Raw genomic sequence first — 19,787 nt, forward strand, 5'->3', positions numbered from 1 at the left:
TTTCGGCTGCCAGAAAAGGAGGAAGGGAAGTGCGGGTCGAGCGACTGGTGATTAATGAGATGGGCACAAACTGCTATATCGTGTCCGGGGAGGACGGTGGCGCAGTGGTGATCGACCCCGGAGGGCCCCTCGAACCCATCGAGGACTACTTACAAAAACAAGGGCTGGTGGTTCGGGCTATTCTTCTCACCCACGGCCACGCGGATCATCTCGCGGGCCTGGAAGCGCTCCGGGAGCGCACCGGGGCGCCGGTGTACGTCCACGAGGCGGATGCCGAGATGCTCACAGACCCCGCCAGAAACCTGTCGGCGTTCATGGGCCGACCGGTGATCTGTCGGCCTGCGGACCACCGCTTAAAAGATGGTGACGTTCTGGAGGTGGGAGGATTGATGGTCAAGGTCCTCCACACCCCGGGCCACACGCCGGGGGGAGTCTGTTTGGACATCGCGCCCCAGGGGGCCTTCATTCACCCGAGGGTCGTTTTTACCGGGGATACGCTGTTTGCCGGTTCCATCGGTCGGACAGATTTTCCCGGAGGCAGCTACGAGACCCTGCTGGCCTCGATCCGAAGGGCGCTCCTGCCTTACGAGGATGATACGGTGATCTATCCGGGCCACGAAGAGGATTCCACGATTGGCGATGAGCGCAGATTCAATCCATTTTTACAGGATGAGGAGGGATTGCGGTGAGTTTACATACGGAGTGGATCGAATGGTCGGCGGCCGGTGCTCGGCGGCGGGGGTACGCCGTATGGCTCGAACGGGCGACCTTGCCGCTGCCTGTGGTGGTGGTTATTCAGGAGATCTGGGGTGTGGACGGCCACATCCGGGATATGACCGAACGGTTCGCCAAGGCCGGGTATCTGGCGGTGGCGCCAGACCTTTACGCCGCCGACGGCGCGCGTCCCCCGGCGATGAGCGAGGAGCGGATCGAGGCGGTCAAAGCGTTCCTCGATACGCTTCCCCCCGAGGCTTGGGGAAGCCCGGAGAAACGGGACGAGGCGCTGGGGCGGCTGCCCGAGCCGTCCCGGACAGAAATCGCCGAAACGCTCCAGGCGCTGTTTGGCGGGATGGCTGCGAACATGGAGACTTACGTGGAGATCCTCGACGGTTTGGTTTCCCATCTTGCCGGGCTGGAAGCGTCTCGGGGAAAACCCGTGGGTTCCGTGGGGTATTGTATGGGCGGTGCGCTGTCAGCCCGGTTGGCCGCCCGGCGGCAGGACCTGGCCGGAGCCGTGGTGAATTACGGGCGGCTTCCGGATGCCGAGACGGCCAAGGGCATCCGGTGTCCGTTAATCGGCTTTTTTGCCGAGCTGGATCCGGGGATCACCGGTCAGGTTCCCGACTTTAGCGAGGCCATGGAGCGAAATGGGAAAGCCTGGGAAGCGCACGTGTACCCGGGTGCGAAGCACGCCTTTTTCAACGACACCCGGGGTGCGTACCACGTCGAGGCGGCCATGGACGCGTGGGTGCGGACACTGGAGTTCTTCCGCAAGGTGCTGTGGGGGAAACGTGGCTGAGGTGGCGGGAAGAGGCTCACCGCCTCTCCCGGTGCAATATCTGGGCGGCTTTTCGCTCATATAGCCTGTAGTCCGCCGCGGAATACAAAACAAACACCACTTCCCTGACACTCGTTGTGTGGGGCAGGAGGTCGGCCACCGTGCCGATGGCAATGGTGGACGCTTCTTCTTTTGGATACCCATAGACCCCCGTGCTGATGGCGGGAAAGGCGATACTCTTCAGACCGTGGGCATCGGCGAGGGACAAAGAGTTTACATAACACGATCGTAAAAGTTCAGCCTCTCCAGCGGAACCCCCTCGCCAAATCGGCCCCACCGTGTGGATGACATGGGCGGCCGGGAGGCGATACCCCTTCGTGATCTTCGCCTGGCCGGTGGGGCATCCCTTGAGTGTTCGGCACTCCTCGAGCAACTCCGGCCCCGCAGCCCGGTGGATGGCCCCGTCCACACCGCCTCCGCCGAGCAGCGTGGAATTGGCGGCATTGACAATGGCATCAACGTCTAGCTTCGTGATATCCCCTTGGTGTAACCGAATCAGGCGATCTCCCAGCGACCGAATCCACATCGCTTGATCCCCGCCCCTTTCAACAAATCTGGACCTGGGCCCATCGACCCAGGCGGACGATGCCCTCATTCTTCTCAAATTATAACACGCTCAACCAGTAGGCGGTAAAGGACAGTACCACCGAAGCCATGAGCATTGCGCCCAGGGGCCGGGCCGCCCGTCCGAGCAGTTGCCGCAACTCCACATTCAGACCCAATCCCACCATCGCTGCGGTGAGAAGCCAGGAAGCCACGGTGGACACGGCGTTCAAAAACGAAGGCGTCAAAGGCACGTAGGTGGTGATCACGCTCGTGGCGACAAAACCGAGGAGAAACCACGGAAAAGTAAACGCCGCCCGGTCGGTCGATCTGCCCCGGCGGCTCAGCCACCCGAGCAGTATCAGGGACAAGGGCACCAGGAGCGCCACTCGCCCGAGTTTGGCCAGAATCGCCTCCGCAAGAACGCTCTGCCCCGCGGGTGCCGCGGCCGCGGCCACATGGGCGATCTCGTGCAAACTGGAACCGGCCCAAAGGCCGTACTGGAGGTCGCTGATGGGCAGCCATGGGCGAATCACCGTATATGCGATGGTAAACACCGTTCCAATCAAAGCCACAAGCCCCACCCCGGCTGCCGTATCTTCGTCCCGGGATTTCAACAGTGGAGCCACAGCGGCGATGGCCGCCGCCCCGCAAACCCCCGTCCCGATCCCAAGCAGAAAGGACAGACGGCGATCTGCGTGAAACCAGTGGGCAAAAAGAGCGGTCAGGGCGATGGCCAGGACCACACTCGCGAGGTCTTGCAGGATCATGTGCCATCCTTGGTGGGCGATCATGGCGATGTTCACCCGAAACCCGTATAAAATAATGGCCACTCGCAGCAAAACCTTTGAAGAGAACTGGATACCGCTGACCAAAAACACGGGGTATCCTGCCACCTGCCGGTACACGACCGCCAGAAGGATCGCCAAGACCATCGGCCCGAGACGCCCCAGTCCCGGCAGTTCCGCGAGGGCTGTGCCTGCCGCCGCCACAGCAAAGGTGAAAAGCACGCCCCCGACAAACCGTCCCGTCGGGTGGAAAGACCTGAGTAGGCCCCGGTAAAATGTCCTGGGCGGATTCGCTTCGGTCTCGTGATCCACGGCCATCGGCTTTGCTTCGTCCACGTTCATACCCCCCGTTCGCGCTGAAGTTTCGATCGACCTCCAGAATACGTGACAACGTTAAATAAGTAAAATGAATCATTTTTATTCGAGTGATATACTTAGATTATTATAATAAAAAAATGAACGGGAGCCGGGCCAACATCATCCCAGCTCCCAAACCTGCCGCGCTACCTCCGCCTCTTCTCGGTGCCCTGCATCCGCCTCCAGACGGCAACAATCCCGGCCCCGATGCCGAGATACACAAAGGGCATCTCGGCGACATTGTAGCGGCCAAATACAAAGTAGACGCTGTACACAATTGTAAAATACCCGAGCACCATGGCGATGAAAAGCATATCCCCACGATTGCGCCAGCTGAGCAAAAGATAAAGCACTCCGCCTGCTGCCCCGGCCACCACCGCCAAATGGTGGAGGACCACTACGATCCCCGGGCTGATTTTGAAAATCTCGATCCAGTAAAACGTTCCACCCCACAGGATGATCGGTTTGCGAACCAGGTAGCTGTACAGGAGAGACCCCGGGCTGCTTTGCCACCACTCCCGCAGTCGATCCATGGCGACTTTTTTTTGGATCTGCATCCACGTGAAAGAGTCGGCGTTCGGATATTCGGTCTGAAGACGCTGAAACAGGGTGGACAAGGGCTCGCGGTTTGGGTACCCCACGCCCTGATACGTCCCCATTAACAGGGGATTCCCATCGCCGGCGGTCAGGGGGATAAACTGATGATAATGGACATAATTGCGCACCCACCACGGCCCGAGAACGACAAGAATCGCGATCAGCGCCATGGCCGCCTGGCGGATCATTAACGGAAAAGGGTATCTTTTGAACAGCAGATACACGAACAACACCAGCGGATACAGGGCGATCGTGGCTTTGAAGAAAAGCGCAACAAGATAAAAGAACAACAGGGCATAGAAATACACCGGTTTGCGTTCAGACGCCAGCTTTACCGAAAAGTATACCAAATAGACCAGACTCGTCATAAATGGAGTTTCCGTTAACAACAAATTATCCGTTAAAATCTGCTCAACCGAGACGGCCAACAAGAGCGCCGCCATCAAACCCGCCGCCTCGCCGAAACAATACCGCCCCAGCAAATAAATCCCATAGATCCCGGCCAGGCCGATGAGGATCGTGGCGATTTTAGCAGCATACACACCGACGGTTCCCGTTCCGAACAACCAGAAGATCGCGGCTAACAAAAATGGCTGTCCCGGCATGATTTTCACCGTCGGGTCGAGTTCGAATCGCGCGGGTTCGGAGGGGCCCCGGTAGGTCAAGGTGCCAGTTTGCAGGAGTCGGATCGCACTGTGCACGTACCCTTGATCGTCGCTGTGGAGCGTGAGGTTCAAACCATACATCATCAAGGCGGCGATTCGCAGGACAAACGCCAGCAGAATGACCCATCCGATCCATCGCGGCCATCGAATCACCGATTGATCCCTCCCGCCGATCGAAGTCGGGTTGCCGATCTCACACACTGATTTGAATTGTAGTCGAGTTTGTCGCGGAATTGTACCTAAGGATACCGCTTTTCCTCAAGAATTTCGGTAAATCGTCAGAAACCCCCTGCCATTCCTACCCCCCCGGCGTATGGATAAGCCGAATCAATCCCGCTAATGTTGAAGGTATTGCAGGAACTTATCACGGGTTGGAGGCGTCTCCCATGGACCATTCTCTGCTCATCTTCGCGACCGTGGCCAAGACTCGCAATTTTTCCCGGGCCGCCGAAGCCCTTCACATGACTCAACCAGCTGTCAGCCTGCAGATCCAAGCTCTTGAACAGAGGTTTGGCGTCAAGCTCTTGGAACGCACCAACCGGACCGTGCGATTGACCCGGGCTGGGGAAATTCTCCTGGATCGGGCCGAAGAGATCCTCGAGTCTTATCGGGAACTCGGCCTGATTATGGACGACCTGGTGCAAGGGGAAGGGGGCCATCTCGCCATCGGGGCGAGCTATACCTTTGGAGAGTATGTCCTTCCCCGGATTCTGGCCCAATTCTGTAGGCGCTACCCCAAGGTGTCCGTGGCGATCACCATCGAGAATACCTCTCAAGTGGCCGAAGCCATTGTGCGGCGAGAACAGGATGTGGGGATCGTGGAAGGGGGGCTGCATCACTCAGATCTAGAGGTGTTGCCCCTTTTTGAAGACGAGCTTCGCGTCGTCATTCCCGCCGGCCATCGGTTGGCCGGCCGTGCTGAAGCGACGCCGGAGGAGTTGGCGGGGGAAAGGTGGATTCTGCGTGAGCACGGCTCCGGAACCCGGGAAGCGGCCGATAAATTGTTCTCGGCAACGGGACTTGTTCCCGCGGCGCTCATGGAACTCGGGAGCACGCAAATCATCAAAGAATCGGTGGAGGCCGGCCTCGGAGTTTCCTTGCTTTCCACGTGGACCGTCGTCAAAGAAATCCGCTTGGGGACCTTAAAAACCCTGCGACTGCACGAGTTTCCGATTTTTCGTACGTTCTCTGTCGTGCTCCATCGCGCCCGTTATCACATCCGGGCCGTGGATCATTTTATTGCCGTTTTGCGGGAGGAATCGGAGACCATTCGTCGATTTGGCACCAGCCGATGGGAGAAGGGGATTCCGGAGGGTGGATGCACGCCCATCACAAAACGCGCCGGCATCGAGAGGGAAACCCGCCCTGGGCCGAATGATGGCCAGGGCGGGTGAAAGTTTTGTGGCCAGGGAGATTCTAGACGAACTGCTCCTCTTCGGTGGAACCGGTGAGCGCCGTGGTGGAGGAGGTCCCCCCGGAGATGACCATGCTCACCTCGTCAAAATATCCCGCTCCGACCTCGCGCTGGTGTTTGGTCGCCGTGTACCCGTACACTTCGCTGGCGAATTCCCGCTGTTGCAGCTCGGCGTAGGCGGCCATCCCGCGCTCTTTGTATTGCCGCGCCAGGTCGAACATGCTGAAATTGAGGGCGTGGAAACCAGCCAGGGTGACGAATTGGAACTTGTATCCCATCTGTCCCAACTTCTTCTGGAAGTCGGCGATGGCGGCGTCGTCCAGTTTCCGCTTCCAGTTGAAGGACGGCGAACAATTGTAAGCCAACAACTTGCCCGGGAATTTCGCATGAATCGCTTCGGCGAACAGGCGCGCCTCTTCGAGATTCGGCTCCGAGGTTTCGCACCAGATCATGTCCGCGTACGGAGCATAGGCGAGCCCCCGGGCGATGGCCGCCTCCAGCCCGTTGCGCACCCTGTAGAATCCTTCGGAGGTGCGTTCGCCGGTGATAAATCCTTGATCCCGCGGGTCGATGTCGCTGGTGATCATGGTGGCCGCCAACGCGTCGGTCCGGGCCACCAAGATCGTCGGCACCCCCATCACGTCCGCCGCCAACCGGGCCGCGGTCAAATTCCGGATAGCCTGGGAAGCGGGGATCAGGACCTTGCCTCCCATGTGGCCGCACTTTTTCTCGGCGGCCAATTGATCTTCAAAGTGGACGCCCGCCGCTCCCGCTTCGATCATCGCTTTCATCAGCTCATAAACGTTCAGCGGCCCCCCGAATCCCGCCTCGGCGTCGGCCACAATGGGGGCAAACCAGTAGATATCATCTTTGCCCTCCATGTGGTGGATCTGATCCGCCCGTTGCAGAGCCTGGTTGATCCGTTTTACCACGTGGGGAACGCTGTTGGCGGGGTACAGGCTCTGATCCGGATACATCTGTCCGGCGAGATTGGCGTCCGCCGCCACCTGCCAGCCGCTCAGGTAGATCGCCTTGAGTCCGGCTTTGACCTGTTGCACCGCTTGATTCCCGGTCAAAGCCCCCAGGGCGGGGACGTAAGGCTCCGTATGGAGCAGATGCCACAGGCGCTCGGCTCCCATCCGCGCCAGGGTGTGCTCGATTCGAATCGAGCCCCTAAGCCGTAGCACATCTTCCGCCGAATAGGTCCGAACGATCCCTTTCCAACGGGGATCTGTTTCCCAACTGCGCTCTAACGCTTCCGCTTCTTGTTTGTCGATCATCGGCGAACATCCTTTCCTTTATGAAAATATTCCTGCTCCGGTCAGTCAATCGATCAACTCGTACCCGGGCAAAGTCAAAAATTCGGCGAAGGAATCGCTGGTGGTCAAGCGGCTGAACAGTTCGGCGGCTTCCGAGTACCGCCCGCCGGCGAATCGGTCTTCTCCCAGCTCCGCCTTGATCTTGTTTAACTCCTCGTCCAAGACTTGTCGGAACAACTCCACCGTGACCTTTCTTCCGTCCTCCAGCACCCCGCGGGGGTGGCGGATCCACTGCCAGACCTGGGCCCGGGAGATCTCCGCCGTGGCCGCGTCTTCCATCAAGTTGAAAATCGGCACGGCTCCGGATCCCCGCAGCCAGGCTTCGATATATTGAATCCCCACACTGATGTTGGTGCGCAGGCCCTGCTCGGTGATCGGCCCCTCGGGTACCCGGATGAGGTCGGCCGCCGAAACGTGTACGTCTTCCCGCTTGCGATCCAGTTGGTTCGGCGTGGGCATCAACCGGTCAAAGACTTCCATAGCCACAGGCACCAGCCCGGGATGGGCCACCCAGGTCCCATCGTGGCCATCTGTCGCTTCCCGCTCCTTGTCCGCCCGCACCTTGGCGAAGGCCTCTTCGTTGGCGGCCGGATCGTTTTTGACCGGGATTTGCGCCGCCATCCCCCCGATGGCCATTGCCCCGCGACGGTGACAGGTCTTAATCGTCAACTGCGTATAAGCCCGCATGAAAGGTGCGGTCATGGTCACCAAGCCGCGGTCCGGCAGAATCACCTCAGGTCGGTTCCGAAAGCGTTTGATGAAGCTAAAGATGTAGTCCCACCGGCCGCAATTGAGTCCAGCGGCGTGATCCCGGAGTTCATACAGGATCTCGTCCATCTCGAAGGCCGCGAGGATCGTCTCGATCAACACCGTGGCTTTGATGGTGCCCCGGGGAATCCCCAGGCGATCTTGGGCCACGTTGAACACATCGTTCCACAGCCGGGCCTCGAAGCGACTTTCCATTTTGGGAAGGTAAAAGTACGGCCCCGTCCCCCGCTCCAGCAACTCCCGGACATTGTGAAAAAAGTACAGGCCGAAATCAAACAGGGCGCCGGAGATCGGTTCGCCATCGACCAAAACGTGCTTCTCCGGCAGGTGCCAACCCCGGGGCCGGACGATCAGGACTGCCGTTCGATCCTTCAGCTCGTACCGCTTGCCTTCCGGGCTGACGTACCGGATCGTCCGGCGCACGGCATCCCGGAGATTGATCTGACCCCCGACGGTGTTTTCCCACGTGGGGGAGTTGGCGTCTTCAAAATCCGCCATAAAGGTTTTGGCGCCGGAGTTCAGGGCGTTGATGACCATCTTCCGGTCTCCGGCCGGGCCGGTGATCTCCACCCGGCGGTCCAGAAGGTCGGCCGGGATCGGTGCCACCGTCCAATCCGCCTGGCGAAGTTCCGCGGTCTCAGCCGGAAAATCCGGCATCTGACCGCCGTCGATGGCCGCTTGGCGCTTCTGTCTTTCGGCCAGGAGTGCCTGGCGCCGACCGTTGAATTGACGGTGGAGATCGGCGACGAACTCCAACGCTCCGGGGGTCAGGATTTCCCGATAGGATTCATCAACGGGTGCGGTGACCTGGACGCCCGCAGGGTACGCGATGGTTTCTGGCATGGTGTCCCTCCTTTTCGTATGTTGATACACACATCGAAGGAAATAACTGTTATAGTACAGGAGGGGCACAGTCCTCCTCCTGCGGCCGGGCCTCACCCCCGGTGGTTCTTCCCAGCCAAGGCCCGAATACGGGTCCGGCGGCATCTGAAGTATAACACAGGATCAATTTACGCGTCTATTATAACACAGGTGACCGATCTGCCAAGAGGTGAGCGCAAAAAAACGGCGCACAAAAAAATGCCCGCAGGCGAAATCCCCGCGGGCACGAAGTTGACTGGGTGAGTGGCCGATCAATCCAGGTAGGCGTAACCGGGAAGGGTGAGGAATTCCTCAAAGTCGTCCCGAAGGGACATATCTGTGAACAGTGCCGCGGCCTGGTCGAACTTGCCTTGGGCGAATCGCGCTTCGCCCAGGTTTTCTTTGATTTTCTGCAACTCTTCGGCCAGAATCTGCCGGAACAACGCGGCGTCCACCTTGCGGCCATCCGCCAGAATCCCCTTCGGATGGTGAATCCACTGCCACACCTGGGCCCGGGCGATTTCCGCCGTGGCCGCATCCTCCATGAGGTGGAAAATCGGAACGGCGCCGTTACCCCGAAGCCAAGCTTCGATGTACTGGATTCCTACGCTTACGTTGTTGCGAAGCCCCTGTTCGGTGATCGGCCCCTCGGGGATCGCCAGCAGGTCGTCCGCCGTCACCTGAACATCTTCCCGTTTCCGGCTCAGTTGATTCGGGCCCGGCATCAGGCGATCAAACACTTCCATTGCAACGGGAACGAGACCGGGGTGAGCCACCCAAGTGCCGTCGTGGCCATCCCGGGCTTCCCGTTCCTTGTCCGCCCGGACTTTCGCAAAAGCCTCTTCATTCGCGGCCGGGTCATTTTTCACCGGGATCTGGGCCGCCATGCCGCCGATGGCAAAAGCTCCGCGCCGATGGCAGGTTTTGATCGTGTAGAGAGTATAGGCACGCATAAAGGGCACTGTCATCGTCACGAGATTGCGATCGGGAAAAATCACGTCGGGTTGATTTCGGAAGCGCTTGATGTAACTGAAAATGTAATCCCAACGCCCGCAGTTCATGCCGACGATGTGATCCCGGAGCTCGTATAGCATCTCATCCATCTCAAAGGTCGCCATGATCGTCTCCAAGAGCACTGTCGCTTTGATCGTCCCGACGGGCAGGTGCATCCGGTCTTCAGCAAAGGTGAATACATCGTTCCACAGCCGGGCTTCGTGCCGACTTTCCATCTTCGGCAGATAGTAATACGGGCCGGTGCCCCGGGCGATCAGGTTTTTTGCGTTATGGAACAGGTAGAGGGCAAAGTCAAACAAGGCGCCGGAGACCGGGCGGCCGTCCACCCGAACGTGTTTCTCTCCCAAATGCCATCCCCGAGGCCGGACCATGAGAACGGCGACCTGGTCTTTCAGGGCATACTGTTTCCCTTCGGGGCTGGTATACGTGATGGTGCGGTTGACGGCGTCCCGAAGGTTGACCTGTCCGCCCACGGTATTGGCCCAAGTGGGAGAGTTAGCGTCCTCAAAATCCGCCATGAACACCTTGGCGCCGGAGTTGAGGGCGTTGATGACCATCTTCCGGTCCCCGGCCGGGCCGGTGATCTCCACCCGCCGGTCCTGAAGATCGGCGGGAATCGGCCCCACCGTCCAATCCCCGGCCCGGATCTCCGCCGTCTCTGCAGGAAAATCCGGGCGCCACCCGGCGTCGAGGCGCTTCTGGCGCTCGGCCCGGTCGGCGAGCAACGCCCGGCGCCTTTCGTCAAATCGGCGGTGCAGATCTGCCACGAACGCCAAGGCTTCTGGGGTTAAAATCTCCCCGTATTCCGGTGTCACTTCACCGATCACTTCGACCCCTTGCGGCCACTCAGCCATCCTTTCTCCTCCCTTCGAATCCCCTTTTGTGGATCCCGGGGACTCCTCAATCAGTAAAATCATTTGTCAGAACTGCTCCGTGATACAGTTTTTACTACGCATTGTTCTGTAATACGGAACACTGTTCTATTTATATTCATCATACCATGAAGGCGAGGGGGCGTAAACATTTTGACACGGGAAATCGGCCGACAGGCGTTCTGGAAGTGCGGGGAAGTGGTATAGTGAAAGACAAGCGGGCCAGTGGAAAGGAGCAGACGATCATGTCTCAGGGGAAACGCGCGTTAAACTTTAATGCTGGGCCGGCCGCCCTTCCGTTGGAGGTTTTGGAGCAGGCCCGGGAGGAGTTCGTCGACTTCGGGGGCACGGGGATGTCCGTCATGGAGATGAGCCACCGCAGCAAAACTTACGAGGCGATCCACAACGAAACGGCCGCCCTCGTTCGGGAGCTGCTCGGGGTGCCGGAGGGGTACGACGTATTGTTCCTCCAGGGCGGAGCCAGTTTGCAGTTTGCCATGGTCCCTATGAACTTTCTCCCGAAGGGCAAAGCGGCGGGCTATGTCTTGACCGGCAGCTGGTCCGAAAAGGCTTTGAAAGAGGCTCAGCGACTCGGAGAGACTTTTGTGGCGGCCAGCACCAAAGACGGCCATTATCGGCGCATTCCGGGGGCGGAGGAGATTTCCTTCGGCAGGGACAGCGCCTATCTGCATGTGACGTCTAACAACACGATCTTCGGAACCCAGTGGACCCGTTTTCCGGACACCGGTTCGGTGCCTCTCGTGGCCGATATGTCCAGCGATATCCTGTCCAGAAAGATCGATGTTCGCCAGTTTGCGCTGATTTACGCCGGAGCTCAGAAAAATCTGGGCCCCTCCGGGGTGACCCTGGTGGTTGTGCGGCAAGACATGGTGGAGAGAGCGCCGGAAGATCTGCCGACGATGCTCCAGTACCGGATCCACGCAAAAAACAATTCGCTGTACAATACTCCGCCGACCTTCGGGATTTACATGATGGGCCTGGTGTTGAAGTGGGTCAAAGGACAAGGCGGGGTGGAGGCGGTGGAGCGCCGAAACCGCGAAAAGGCGGGGCTGATCTACAAGGTGATCGATGACAATCCCGATTTCTACCTGGGCCACGCGGAACCGACAAGCCGGTCGCTGATGAATGTCACCTTCCGCTTACCCACGCCGGAACTCGAGAAGGAATTCCTGGATGGTGCAAAGGCGGAGGGTTTTGTCGGGTTAAATGGTCACCGGTCGGTGGGCGGATGCCGAGCTTCTCTGTACAATGCGGTACCCGTAGAGCATTGCGCCGCATTGCGGGATTATATGGTGGAGTTTCGGAAAAAGCACGCCTGATCCTCAGTGGGCCGGTCGGATGACCAGGGGTTCCGTCTCCCGGAATGCGGGCGGGGACATTTCAGCGCCCCGCCCGCATGCTGGGTATACAGGTTAAGGGCGCTCAAGAGTTCTGTTTGGCCTTGAGTTGCTCGGCCAGTTGAACGAAAAAGTTTACCGCATCGGGATTGGCGGTAGAATCCAGGTTGACCGCCTTGTGAACCGGCGTGCCCAGCAGGATTTTCTTGATCGGGACCTCCAGTTTCTTTCCGTTTAAAGTCCTGGGCACTTCCCGAATTTGATAAATCTCATCCGGAACGTGGCGGGGCGAGAGATTCTTTCGGATTTGGTCTCGAATCTTCTTCTTAAGCCCGTCGTCCAACTCGACCCCCTCTTGAAGGACGACAAACAACGGCATAAAGGAAGCTCCTTCCATGCCTTCGAGATCGATAACCAAACTGTCCATGACCTCGGGTAAGCTTTCGACTGTCCGATAGATTTCACTCGTGCCCATCCGAACGCCCAGGCGGTTGATGGTGGAGTCGGATCGGCCGTAGATGATCGCCGTGCCCCGGGGAGTGATCTTGATCCAGTCTCCGTGGCGCCATACACCTGGATACATGTCGAAATAGCTGTCCCGGTACCGGGCGTTGTCCGGATCATTCCAGAAATAGAGGGGCATAGAAGGCATCGGTTCCGTGATGACCAATTCGCCGACCTCATCGATCACCGGACGGCCGTCGGGGTCGAAGGCTTCGACCTTTACGCCCAGGCTGCGGCATTGAATCTCCCCGGAGTAGACCGGAAGAATTGGACAACCTGTGACAAAGGAGGAACAGACGTCCGTACCTCCACTGGTCGAGGCGAGCCACAGATCTTTCTTGACATGCTCATAGACCCACTCAAAACCTTCGGGCGGAAGCGGCGAACCCGTGGAACCTATGCTTACGAGGCGCGATAAATCGTAGTCCCGGCCTGGCTCGACTCCCGCTTTCATGCAGGAAGTCAGGTATCCAGCGCTGGTTCCAAAAACGGTCATGCCAGTCTTCTCGGCGAACTCCCATAGGACGTTGAGGTCTGGATATCCGGGACTGCCGTCGTACAGCAGGATGGTGGATCCCGCCAGGAGGCCGCTCACCACGACGTTCCACATCATCCAGCCGGTGGTGGTGAACCAGAAAAACCGATCGTCCGGAGTGAGGTTGAGGTGTAAACCGATCGATTTCAGATGTTCGAGCAGAATGCCCCCATGCCCTTGGACGATCGCTTTCGGCAGCCCGGTGGTGCCGGAGGAATACAAGACCCATAGCGGATGATCAAAGGGGACTTGCTCGAACTGGAGCGTGCTGCTTTGTCCCAGAATGTCTTGCCAGAGAAGGGCGTTGGAAAGTTCCTCGATGCCCTTTTCCGGGTTCAGATAAGGAACCAGGACGGTATGTGACAAAGTGGGGAGTGCCCGCTGCAACTCCTGGATCACGGGTCGACGGTCGAAAGCCTTGCCGTTGTACGGATATCCATCGATGGCAAACAGCACCTTCGGTTCAATCTGCCGGAATCGATCGATCACGCTGACACTTCCGAAATCTGGCGAACAACTCGACCAAACCGCTCCGATACTGGCCGAGGCGAGCATGGCAATCACGGCCTCGGGCATATTGGGCAAGTAGGCGACCACTCGATCCCCGCGCTGTACCCCCATATTCCGCAGGGCGGCAGCCACCGAAGCGACACGTTCCTTCAACTGTTTCCAGGAGACCGACTCAAAAGGCCGGACTTCGGATTGAAAGAGGATGGCCGGCCGTTCGCTCGACTCGTGGCGCAAAGCATGTTCAGCGTAGTTGAGCTCGGCGCCGGGGAACCACCGGGCGCCGGGCATGGAACGGGATGCCAAAACCCGGGTATAGGGCTTAGAGGCCTTGATATCAAAAAAGTCCCAAATCGAAGTCCAGAAAGCGTCCAAGTCGGACACCGACCACCTCCAAAGTTCCTCATAAGAATGAAAAGTCAAACCTCGTGTTTCTTTCAACCATTGCATATAACGATATAAATTCGTATTGTGTTTGAAGACTTCGGACCCTTCCCACAGCGGGGAACCCTCTGGAATGTTGGCCACGTTTCACACCTGCCTTTGTTGTCAATCGAAGATGAGAGGCGCTCGCGGATGAATTTATTGTACCGTGTTCAAAGAGAGAAGGGAAGGCGGTTCCGATCGGGCGCGTACTGGTCTTCGATTTTTGGTCGAGATTGTGCGTGAAACAGTATTGTCTACTCTCAATCTGTTATAGTACAATGGCAAAAAGGCCACGGGAAAGGGGCAGGGGTACATGACCACAGGATTTCAGCTGGTGCACAAGTGGATCGAGCGAAACCGGGGGCTTGGAAAAACGGATGAAGAGATGATGAAGGTTCAATTCGTGTACGAGGGCACCCTTTACCGGTTGAGAAAAACGGACAACGGGGAGATTGCGGTTGATGCAGAACCCGGTACGGTGATCATCTTTCGGGATGAACGAGAACTGGAGGACGAATTGACCTGTCGAATCTGTGGGGCTCGCTATACCAACAAGATCGACACGATTCGCTGCTGTATGAACGGGGACGAATGAAAATTGCGGCTCGGGGACGGGTGGGGTGAAATACGGGTGCGGGCGAGTGCCTGAATTGTTGCGGTGACGGCAAGTGTCCAAACATTGGAGCCCCCTTCCGCATTTCCTGACAGTGAATGGAGGGGGGTGAGCCAAGATGTTTGGAGTGTTTGGGTACTATACTCGGTGGGCTGTGGTGTTTCTGGTGATCTTTGTGCTGTTCTTCCTGCTCGTCCCGTGGGGCGGTTATGGGCCGGCGGCGGGTGGAGCCGCGGCCAGCGCGGCGGCGTACTGAAGACAGATGGACGGATGAAACAAAAGCCGAACCTGAATACTGCGGGCGGGGGAGAGTCCCCGTCTTTTTCGTTGTGAAGGTCAGAAGAGGGATTCAGGTCAAGGCTCGCACCCGGTCGACCACCAGTTGCAGATGACCCCTGCGGCGTTCCACCGTCCCGTGAACCCCAAGGGCGATGGCGTCAGGGCGAAATAAGTCTCCTCCTGAACGGCGATATTCTTTTTCAAACATCACAGCGTCCACTATCCCGGTTTCATCCTCCAAGCTAAAAAATACCACTGTTTTTCCCGAGGGAGTTGGCGGACGGTGGGGGCGGACCAAGATGCCCGCCGTCCACACCTCCTTCCCTTCAAAGGATTCCAAATCGACCACGGGCAAAAATCGCCGGGTCCGCAGGACCGGCCGGAAGAGTTCCATGAGGTGGCCGGACAATCCCACCTGAATCAATCGGTATTCGTGAAAGAGACGTTCTTTCAATGTGAAATCCCCGCTGTCTCCGGGGGGCGGAAGGATTTGTGTCCAATGGATATCAACTCCTGAAAGTTGCAAAAGATCATTTAGGTACCAAAGGAGTTGACGGCGATTCGGATAAAGGCGGTCAAAGGCTCCGGTCAGAATCAGATTTTCAAGCAAAGTTCGGGATGGATGGATTCGAAGGCAAAACTCCTCCGGAGAGGCGAAGGGACCGTGGCGTTCTCGATCCTCGATGATTCGCGCCACCTCCTCCCTCGGAAGGCCTTTGATGAGGTTCAGTCCCAGCCTGATGTTTCCCTTTTCTAAACGGCACCCAGTTTCACTGTTATTGACATCGGGGGGGAGGATCTCCACCCCCCTTCGATGGGCTTCCGAACATAGGACGTGGATGGGGTAATATCCCATCGGAAACTGATTCAACAGCCCGGCATAATAGGCCGCCGGATAATGCCGAGCCAGATAGGCCGTGCGGTAGGCGGTGGCCGCGAAGGCGGCGGCGTGAGCTTCGCAAAAACCGTAGGATGCGTATCCCTTGATGTAGTTGTAGATCTGCTCCGCCGTCTCTCGGGAGACCCCCCTGGCCATGGACTTTTCTAGAAAAAGTTCCCCGATTTCCTCCATTTCCCGGAGGGAGCGGTGGTGGCTCATCACCCGGCGGAGGCGGTCTGCTTCACCAGGAGTAAATCCAGCCACCGCTGTGACGATTTCGATCACTTGTTCCTGAAAAAGGATGACCCCGTACGTCTTGTCCAGAATGGGCTTTAGGGCGGGATGAATATAATGGAATTCCGCATTCCCCCTTCGCCGTTCCAAAAAGGGTTCTACCATATTGCCTTTGATCGGACCCGGGCGGATAAGCGCCACACTGGCGACCAAATCTTCGAGGTGATCCGGTTTGAGGCGAACCTGCAGGGCGCGCTGGGCGGGGCTCTCCAATTGAAATACGCCGATGGTCCGCCCTTCTCCAATGGCGGCGAACGTGTCCGGATCGTCCAGAGGGATATCTTCCGGATCGATCGGTTTTCCGTCGCGGTGGAGAAGCTGGACGGTATCCTCCACTGCGGATAGAGTTCGCAGAGAAAGAAGGTCCAGTTTCATCAAACCCACGTCTTCCACCGCTCGCTTGTCGAAGGGAGTGATGATGACCCCTTTGGCCGACCGTTGCAAAGAGGTGACGGTGGTCAAGGGGTCCCGGGAGATGACCAGTCCACCTAAATGGGTGCCGATATGTCTGGGGATATCGACGAGGGCGGACACCAGGTGGAATAGCTGCCAAACTTGCTTTTGTTCGATTCCCGCGTCTCGCAATTCTGGGAACCGTTCCAGTGCCGCTCCCAATTCCCCAGCCCGCACCATGTACGGAATTCGCTTGGCCAGACGATCGAGCAAGGGAGGGGGAAATCCCATTACCCGGCCCACTTCCCGAATGGCGGAACGGATTTGGAACGTCTGGTAGGTACACACGGCGGCCACGTGATCTTCGCCGTACCGGTTATACACATAAGCCGCCACTTCATCCCGGCGCCTGGCGTCGAAATCGACATCGATATCCGGTTTTTCCCCGCGCTCTAAACTGATAAATCGCTCGAACAATAACCCTCTCCCCGCGGCGTCCACATCGGTGATGCCGAGGCAATAGGCCACCGCCGAATCGGCGGCAGACCCTCTTCCGGCATAACGAATTCCTTTCTTGCGGGCGTACTGAACCACATCCCAAACCACCAAAAAATAATCGGCATACCCTAACGTTTCGATAATGGCAAGCTCATGTTCTAACCGCCTGCGAATCTCCGGTGTGAGAGACCCGTAACGACGAATCGCCCCTTCTTCGGTGAGGCGCCTCAGAATCGCCATGGGGGTATCCCCGGGACCGTGGGGAAAGGCCGGGTGGCGGGGGAGGGAAAGGTCCAGGGACACCTGGCATCGTTCTGCAATCTCCATCGCCCGGTGAAGAGCGTCGGGACGTCGCTTAAACCGCAGGGTCATCTCCTCGGGCGATAACAGATACGCCTTCCCATTCAACGGGCGCTCGGGGTGGGGAGACTCCAAGCCCGTTTGGTTTCGGATACAGGTGAGCACATCATAAATCGGAAATTGATCCGGGCTTGCGTAATGAATATCGTGAGTGGCGGTGACGCCGATGTCGAGGGTATCGGCCAGTTCACACAGCCGACCGGTTAAATGTTGGCTACCCGGGGTGAAGGAGTCTTGGATTTCAAGAAAAAAGCGATCTTTTCCGAGCCCGTCTCGAAGCCATTCGGCCATCTCCCGAGCTTTTTGGTTTTGTTTCTGCAGAAGCAGAGTGGGGATTCGCCCCCTTCGGTCACCGGAAAGGACGATCAGTCCTTCCCGGTGTTTAACCAGATCTTGGTACAAGGTCCGCGGTTCCCCGCGGGGGTGGGAAAGGTGGGCTTTCGTCAAAAGGGTGCAAAGTTCGGCGTATCCTTTCGCGTTCTCAGCGAGGACCGTGAGAACGGTACCGTCCTCCATGGTGATCTCCGATCCGGAAATCGGTCGAATGCCCACTCGTTCGGCTGCCCGGTGAAAGGGAACCAGTCCCGCCACCGTATCGCGATCGGTGAGGGCCATCGCCGAAATGCCCAGCTGGGAGGCGATATCTACCAATTCCTCCGGAGCAGAGGCGCCGTCGAGAAAAGAGAAGTAAGAATGGGCATGAAGATGGACCATGGCTGATTCCTTCTTTCAATCCCAGATTCGGTACAACCGCCACTCCTCTTTGTATCGTTTGAGGTCGAAGACCCCAAGATCCGCCGTCTGAACGCGGTAGATTCGATAGGGAGGCTCTCCCTTCCACCAGGCTCCGCTTTCTTCCCACTGATCGATAATTTCGAGGATCTGGTGGCTCTGTCCGCGGAACGAGAAAGAATCGGGCAGGCCTTTTTTCACCCGGACCGCAACGGGGTGGTCGATCAGCCGGCTCAAGAGGACAACTGGGAGCCTTTCATTGGATTTGGCGGACTCCCACACGCCTGTGAGCTGTTTTGCCAAGGATCCCACCAAGCTTGTCGTTGATTTCGCCAGGGAACGGAAAGTCCGAAACGAATCGAAGCGCGGGGGTACTTTTGCCCTAACTCGTCGATCAAAAATCGCCATGTTTGTTGCCGGAATTCGAGGGGAGGGTAGAACTCGTTCCCTCGTAAAAGCCAGCTTACCTGTTCCCCGCGAAGGGGATGAAGGTGTGTGGCGGTGAGTTGAACCCCGGAAATTCGGGTTATCTCGGGGTGCCGGCTTCGAAGGCGAATGTTTAATTCCCGAGCGGATCTCCGAATTCCTTCGGGATGAGCGAGAACTTCGGGGAACAAATGCTGTTCCCAGACCCGGTTTTCTTCATCGTCGGTCCACTGGACGGCGATTCCTTGGACTCCGACTTGTTCTCGTTCAAGTCGCTTTACTAATGCATCACACAGCAGATCTAATAAAGGCTCGGTCGACTCAGTCGGGACCGCCTCCCCAGCTGGGGCTACCCAGGTTTGTGACAAGGTTTTACCGGGGTCTCGGGGAACAAAAGAATCCCCGAGCTCTCCGGCAGCAAAGTGCTGCCAAGTAAGAGCTTCAGGGCCAAACCTCCTTTGTAGCAAAACGAGGGGGATCTTCGTCAACTGCTCTCCGGTGTGCACGCCGAGTCGTTCCATCTCCTCCTTTATCTGAGGTGGAATGTGCCGAAAGAACCGAAGGGGAAGGTGGCGGAAAAAGTCGGCGTCGTCTTCGACCAAAGCGCCGAATACCGGCGGCGCCGCCAGGCGAAAGGGCGGAGAAAACACCTTCGGCCCGTCCTCAATGATGCGCAGAGACACGGCCTCGGCCGTCGATTTGCGGCCGGCAAGGCCGCTGAACCCACTCCATCCCCGACCGGGGAGTCGATCCGTCAGCCGGGTGAACAACTCCCGCCACTGTTCACGGGGATGGTCTGAGAAAAAGGCGGCGTACCATTCCTGATCCGCGACGATTTCAAACCAGGGGGTCCATCCCCGAAGGATTCGTCGCATCTCACCGATCCATCGCCGGTGGCGATCCGGGTCGAACTCTGAAACCAGGGCATCCGGAGCCAGGCGAAGGGCTTCGATAACGGGTGTAGCCAGGGTGACTCCGAGGGACCCGGCTGCCGTGTTATAATCGACAATTCGACCGTCTCGCACGACCAGCACCGGACGGTTCCCGGCACTCCTTTCTTCGACCGCGTACAGCCCCACAAACGTCGCATGGATCATCCACCGTTTCTTCACCCCTTGTGCGGCGCGCCCATAGGCCGAGCCCGCCGCGGCCCCCTCTCTGTCGCATTGTGGTGTTCTTTATTATACCCGAGGGATCGAAGAAATGCAAACGTATGTTTGTCAGGC

At 58.1% G+C, this 19,787-nt stretch carries 16 protein-coding genes; 6 read left to right on the forward strand and 10 right to left on the reverse strand.

The features are described 5' to 3' along the window. Positions 1-29: 29 nt before the first annotated feature. On the forward strand, positions 30-689 hold the full coding sequence (locus tag BTUS_RS05025; protein ID WP_013075026.1) for an MBL fold metallo-hydrolase: 660 nt from the start codon (positions 30-32) through the stop codon (positions 687-689). Beyond that, positions 686-1,519, forward strand: coding sequence for a dienelactone hydrolase family protein (locus BTUS_RS05030; protein WP_013075027.1), 834 nt, complete (start codon positions 686-688; stop codon positions 1,517-1,519). Before BTUS_RS05025 ends, BTUS_RS05030 begins: the two co-directional genes overlap by 4 nt. Positions 1,520-1,535: 16 nt before the next feature. Here BTUS_RS05030 and BTUS_RS05035 read toward each other — a convergent pair whose 3' ends face one another. From BTUS_RS05035 to BTUS_RS05045, 3 genes are all read right to left on the reverse strand, one after another. Then, complete coding sequence (locus tag BTUS_RS05035) at positions 1,536-2,084, reverse strand: O-acetyl-ADP-ribose deacetylase (protein WP_013075028.1); 549 nt, start codon at positions 2,082-2,084, stop codon at positions 1,536-1,538. Positions 2,085-2,163: 79 nt separating this feature from the next. Further along, on the reverse strand, positions 2,164-3,225 hold the full coding sequence (locus tag BTUS_RS05040) for a YeiH family protein (RefSeq protein WP_013075029.1): 1,062 nt from the start codon (positions 3,223-3,225) through the stop codon (positions 2,164-2,166). 167 nt (positions 3,226-3,392) lie between these two features. Beyond that, entirely contained in the window at positions 3,393-4,661 is a 1,269-nt protein-coding gene (locus tag BTUS_RS05045) for an ArnT family glycosyltransferase (RefSeq protein ID WP_013075030.1), read from the reverse strand. A 233-nt stretch (positions 4,662-4,894) separates the two neighbouring features. Between BTUS_RS05045 and BTUS_RS05050 the strand changes: the two genes are divergently transcribed. Then, complete coding sequence (locus tag BTUS_RS05050; RefSeq protein WP_013075031.1) at positions 4,895-5,902, forward strand: LysR family transcriptional regulator; 1,008 nt, start codon at positions 4,895-4,897, stop codon at positions 5,900-5,902. A gap of 22 nt (positions 5,903-5,924) precedes the next feature. Here BTUS_RS05050 and aceA read toward each other — a convergent pair whose 3' ends face one another. From aceA to aceB (BTUS_RS05065), 3 genes are all read right to left on the reverse strand, one after another. Further along, on the reverse strand, positions 5,925-7,202 hold the full coding sequence (gene aceA, locus BTUS_RS05055; protein ID WP_013075032.1) for an isocitrate lyase: 1,278 nt from the start codon (positions 7,200-7,202) through the stop codon (positions 5,925-5,927). Between the two features lie 45 nt (positions 7,203-7,247). Beyond that, on the reverse strand, positions 7,248-8,852 hold the full coding sequence (aceB, locus tag BTUS_RS05060; RefSeq protein ID WP_041303752.1) for a malate synthase A: 1,605 nt from the start codon (positions 8,850-8,852) through the stop codon (positions 7,248-7,250). 290 nt (positions 8,853-9,142) lie between these two features. After that, positions 9,143-10,738: a malate synthase A gene (aceB, locus tag BTUS_RS05065; RefSeq protein ID WP_013075034.1), complete on the reverse strand. Its 1,596-nt coding sequence runs from the start codon at positions 10,736-10,738 to the stop codon at positions 9,143-9,145. Between the two features lie 263 nt (positions 10,739-11,001). Here aceB (BTUS_RS05065) and serC point away from each other — a divergent pair, with 263 nt between their 5' ends. Further along, positions 11,002-12,096: a 3-phosphoserine/phosphohydroxythreonine transaminase gene (gene serC, locus BTUS_RS05070; protein ID WP_013075035.1), complete on the forward strand. Its 1,095-nt coding sequence runs from the start codon at positions 11,002-11,004 to the stop codon at positions 12,094-12,096. A gap of 103 nt (positions 12,097-12,199) precedes the next feature. Here serC and BTUS_RS05075 read toward each other — a convergent pair whose 3' ends face one another. Then, a complete protein-coding gene (locus BTUS_RS05075) occupies positions 12,200-14,188 on the reverse strand; it encodes an acetoacetate--CoA ligase (RefSeq protein WP_013075036.1) in 1,989 nt (662 codons plus the stop codon). A gap of 211 nt (positions 14,189-14,399) precedes the next feature. Between BTUS_RS05075 and BTUS_RS05080 the strand changes: the two genes are divergently transcribed. Together BTUS_RS05080 and BTUS_RS18350 are read left to right on the forward strand one after the other, a co-directional pair. Next, on the forward strand, positions 14,400-14,681 hold the full coding sequence (locus BTUS_RS05080; RefSeq protein WP_013075037.1) for a hypothetical protein: 282 nt from the start codon (positions 14,400-14,402) through the stop codon (positions 14,679-14,681). Positions 14,682-14,817: 136 nt separating this feature from the next. Then, positions 14,818-14,955 (forward strand): hypothetical protein, encoded by a 138-nt coding sequence (locus BTUS_RS18350; protein ID WP_013075038.1) that lies wholly within the window; start codon positions 14,818-14,820, stop codon positions 14,953-14,955. A 93-nt stretch (positions 14,956-15,048) separates the two neighbouring features. Here BTUS_RS18350 and BTUS_RS05085 read toward each other — a convergent pair whose 3' ends face one another. The 3 genes from BTUS_RS05085 to BTUS_RS05095 are packed head-to-tail and all read right to left on the reverse strand — an operon-like array spanning position 15,049 to position 19,658. After that, positions 15,049-18,117, reverse strand: a complete 3,069-nt coding sequence (locus BTUS_RS05085; RefSeq protein ID WP_013075039.1) for a DNA polymerase III subunit alpha — start codon at positions 18,115-18,117, stop codon at positions 15,049-15,051. 15 nt (positions 18,118-18,132) lie between these two features. Beyond that, positions 18,133-18,372: a DUF6504 family protein gene (locus BTUS_RS05090; RefSeq protein ID WP_013075040.1), complete on the reverse strand. Its 240-nt coding sequence runs from the start codon at positions 18,370-18,372 to the stop codon at positions 18,133-18,135. Further along, positions 18,369-19,658, reverse strand: coding sequence for a Y-family DNA polymerase (locus BTUS_RS05095; RefSeq protein WP_013075041.1), 1,290 nt, complete (start codon positions 19,656-19,658; stop codon positions 18,369-18,371). The genes BTUS_RS05090 and BTUS_RS05095 overlap by 4 nt, the downstream gene beginning before the upstream one ends. Between the last annotated feature and the right edge of the window lie 129 nt (positions 19,659-19,787).

Source organism: Kyrpidia tusciae DSM 2912 (assembly GCF_000092905.1).
Classification (GTDB): domain Bacteria; phylum Bacillota; class Bacilli; order Kyrpidiales; family Kyrpidiaceae; genus Kyrpidia; species Kyrpidia tusciae.

What these genes read in the sequence shown, in the direction of transcription:
- BTUS_RS05085 (WP_013075039.1), bottom strand. Translation starts at nt 18,117, where the DNA reads ATGGTCCATCTTCATGCCCATTCTTACTTCTCTTTTCTCGACGGCGCC.
- BTUS_RS05050 (WP_013075031.1), top strand. Translation starts at nt 4,895, where the DNA reads ATGGACCATTCTCTGCTCATCTTCGCGACCGTGGCCAAGACTCGCAAT.
- aceA (WP_013075032.1), bottom strand. Translation starts at nt 7,202, where the DNA reads ATGATCGACAAACAAGAAGCGGAAGCGTTAGAGCGCAGTTGGGAAACA.
- BTUS_RS05095 (WP_013075041.1), bottom strand. Translation starts at nt 19,658, where the DNA reads ATGATCCATGCGACGTTTGTGGGGCTGTACGCGGTCGAAGAAAGGAGT.
- aceB (WP_013075034.1), bottom strand. Translation starts at nt 10,738, where the DNA reads ATGGCTGAGTGGCCGCAAGGGGTCGAAGTGATCGGTGAAGTGACACCG.
- BTUS_RS05035 (WP_013075028.1), bottom strand. Translation starts at nt 2,084, where the DNA reads ATGTGGATTCGGTCGCTGGGAGATCGCCTGATTCGGTTACACCAAGGG.
- serC (WP_013075035.1), top strand. Translation starts at nt 11,002, where the DNA reads ATGTCTCAGGGGAAACGCGCGTTAAACTTTAATGCTGGGCCGGCCGCC.
- aceB (WP_041303752.1), bottom strand. Translation starts at nt 8,852, where the DNA reads ATGCCAGAAACCATCGCGTACCCTGCGGGCGTCCAGGTCACCGCACCC.
- BTUS_RS18350 (WP_013075038.1), top strand. Translation starts at nt 14,818, where the DNA reads ATGTTTGGAGTGTTTGGGTACTATACTCGGTGGGCTGTGGTGTTTCTG.
- BTUS_RS05080 (WP_013075037.1), top strand. Translation starts at nt 14,400, where the DNA reads ATGACCACAGGATTTCAGCTGGTGCACAAGTGGATCGAGCGAAACCGG.